Consider the following 3,492-nt stretch of genomic DNA (forward strand, 5'->3'; position numbering starts at 1 on the left):
GTGTTCTTCGGGATGCCGTAGCTCCTTGCGAATATATCCCAGAGCCTCGAGACAGGTGCTTACCGTAGGGGCATCTGTTTTCCAAATTGCCCAGTCTATATCGCTGTGAACCCGCAAGCATTCGCCTAACAGAAAATCCAAAGCCCACCCTCCACCCAACCAATGCGGAATAGAACGAGCTGTCAATACCTCATGAATTTCTCCGATCAGCCCAAGCTGGATGGGGTTCGGATCTTCCAGACATCCGCGAATTATAATTTTAGACATGGATCAAACTCATAGGAAACATGCCGCTTCAGTGTTCTGAAGCGGCATGACGGCTAATGTCTTCGAGTTAAGAAAAAAATACCTGGCTTTGGTTTATACCCCATTTTTCGATTTACAGCAAGTATTCGTTCATTATATGAAAAATTACCCATATTAGATTCTCAATAAGGCTTTTGCATCCTCCCATTGAATTTGCAAATTCGTTCGCTAATGATTCTAAGTAAGGTAGGTATCTCTAAAAGTGATTTGATATGGGATCTGACACACGACAACTCAGGACATGAAGTATGGAACATTACTGTCCAACAATGTCTATTCGTCAGCTCTATAAACGTCTGAGTGCCTTTACTGGGTCGGAATTCGCTGCACGAAGTGTCTGCGACCCAACTACTGTGAGAACAACTGCTGCCATCACGGCAACAACACCACCGAACAGCCACGGACTCATTGTGGTTCGGAGGGGGAACTGGTTTAACCAGAGGTGGTTTGCAAACCACGCAGCAGGAGCTGCAAGTAGAACCGCCACAACAAACATCAAGAGAAAATCCTTTGACAAGAGCACAGCGATCTGCCAAGAACTCGCTCCCAGAACCTTACGTATTGCAACTGCCTTGACCTGCATTTCCGTGACATGCATAGCGATTCCCAACATGCCAAGTAAGGCCAAAAGCACCCCGAAAGCGCTAATCAGAGCAATGATATGCAAAACATCGGAATAGACTCCAGCGAGCATTCCTTTTTGGATTTGCGTCGTAAACAGATCGTACTCCACTTTCCAAGGACTTCCTAACTCAGGCCAGACCTGTTCGAGGTGCGCAACCGCCTCAGGCATATGGCCGGGTAACACGCGCACGTTTGCCCACTGTATCCCCGCTGGCTCACAGAGCAGTATGACAGGATCAATATCCATGCCTATGCCATATGTCTGAAAGTCTTCCAGAATCCCCACAATGGTAGGTTTCGTGTTCTTCCCTGACACGTTCAAGATTTGACCTATCGCTTGCTCTTCGTTTTCCAGACCTAGCAACCGAGTAGCGGTTCTATTGAGCAGCACACTCCTGTGAATATCCGATGGGCGATTGAAGTAACGGCCTGCAAGTAGCTTGAGTTTCAGGTTCGAAACAAAATTGTAGTCCACTATTAATTCGGAAACTGAAACTGTCTTAGGATCACCTCTCCCAATCGTCACCGAACGTTCTGATCGCTCACCCTGCATCAGAATCTGTGAGGAACCAGAAATGAGCTCCACTGAGGGCGATTGCTCCATCGCCTGCCGGAACACGTCGTAGCCCACTCCCTGAAGCCGTACGTTCACTATATTTTCATGATCAAATCCATAGTCGGACGATACCATATATCGGAACTGCTGGTACACGAACAGGGTCGAGAGGACGAAGAATAACGACATGCCAAACTGCCCCACCACAAACATCCGATTGAATGACTTGGCTCGATCCTTTGTAAAACTTCCTCCCTTCAAGATCAAGACTGGGACGAATCGGGAAAGATGAAGTGCGGGGTAGGTGCCCGCAAGAATGCCTACGCCTACGCTGAAGCCAAGGACAGTGAGATAGACCGTCAGATCTTTGAGAACGTCGAGCTTGATGCGGGCCAAGGGAAAAAATGAAGTAAAGAACATCTCGTTGAAAGCAGGAATTAACCATACCAACAGCCACAGGGCAAAAAACGTCGCCAGCAATACTGTTAGAATCGACTCCACCAATATTTGGCCAATGATCTGTCTGCGATATGCACCTACGACTTTCCGAATTGCCACCTCGTGGGCTCTGGCCATTGCTCTGGCCACAATTAAGTTGGTATAATTGTAGCACGCCCCTATCAGTATTATAGCGGCCAGAACACTAACAAAATAAACAGCCATGCCAGGAACCATCCAACTAAGTTGGTTAACTCTCATGACGCTCAGGTTGAGGTCGGTCAGTAAGTGGGCACTTGCCCTCTCTATCTGTCGATCTGTACGAGGAGGGTAGTGGTCTTGAATGATCTGTGTGAAGTATCTTTCCAGGACCGTTGGGTGGGTACCTTCTCGTAAGACCAGGAATGTGTATGTGTCATTCATGCCATCGCTCCACTGAGGAATGCCGCGGGGTGGCGCAAATTTCAAGGTCTCAAACGACACCAGGATCTGAAACCGTACATAGCTGGCCCCTAACGGATCCGCCAGGACGCCCGTTACCTTGTATGGCGTCTGTCCGATCATCACAGTCTGATTCAGTGGGCTGGAATCTCCAAAGAATGCAACCGACTTGTTCTGCGAAAGCACGATGGAATTGGGTTCGGAAAGCGCGGTAGCGGGATTCCCCTCCACAAGAGCGAAATCGAATACCTCGAAAAACGACGGCTCGGCATAAAGGCCAGACACTTTAATTTGACTTTGACTGCCGGGAAAGCCCATGGAACCACGGAATCTGCGTAACCGTGTCGTCACTTCTACATCTGGGCAGATATCTTGAAGAAGCGAAGCAAGACTCAGAGGTGTCGTTGCGTAGGAGTTACGACCAGGGTTGCCGGACGAACGGTAGTCGCAGATGGTGAGATAGATACGATCTGCCTTCTTGTGCCATGCATCAGACGTTTTTTGGTATGACACAAACAAGATGATCAGCAGGCAGATCGACAGACTTGCTCCTAGTCCAAAAACGTTGATCATTGACAAGATTTTATTCTTCAACAAATTCCGAACCGCTACAACCAGATAATTACGCAGCATTATAGCCTCTTAAAGTTTGACTCAATTTGGTGTGTACCTTAGATCCTATATGAAAGATAAGAAGAAGAGACTGCGAATACAAACCGATTGGGCCATTGAAAGAAATGATCATTTAATTTGGATTAGATAGCCGACGAAAGTCTATTCTAATTAGTGTAATTAATGGCACTGGCCCTGCAAACGCCGCGGACAATTCGTAGCCTATGTCACCCCGCCAGTCCTCAATGCTTTCTGTGCGTATTCCGCAGTCACCAAGTAATACCCCATTTGAGCGATCCGTGATGGCGAACTGGAACTTGAATCTTGGATATTCTTTGGACCAGGCGATGCACTTATCTACAAAGCGGACGCACTCCTCTCTGGTGTAGGCGGGCCGGTAGTAGTATTCCAGATACCTGGGGTCCCTTCTGAACTCGGCGATGGCGTCCACGTCTTGTTTGGTGAGCTCTCCATTCATATACACTTAATATTTGGTCAGGTTGAGAATGACTTGT

The 3,492-nt window shown here is 47.8% G+C and carries 2 protein-coding genes; both read right to left on the reverse strand.

The window, feature by feature from the left end:
• The coding region (locus tag OXH16_23725; protein ID MCY3684414.1) for a hypothetical protein at positions 1-267 on the reverse strand (267 nt) is incomplete at its 3' end.
• Between the two features lie 325 nt (positions 268-592).
• The gene (locus tag OXH16_23730; protein MCY3684415.1) at positions 593-2,998 is read right to left on the reverse strand and encodes an ABC transporter permease; all 2,406 of its coding nucleotides are present in this window, start codon (positions 2,996-2,998) and stop codon (positions 593-595) included.
• Between the last annotated feature and the right edge of the window lie 494 nt (positions 2,999-3,492).

This window comes from Gemmatimonadota bacterium (assembly GCA_026705765.1).
Lineage (GTDB): Bacteria > Latescibacterota > UBA2968 > UBA2968 > UBA2968 > VXRD01.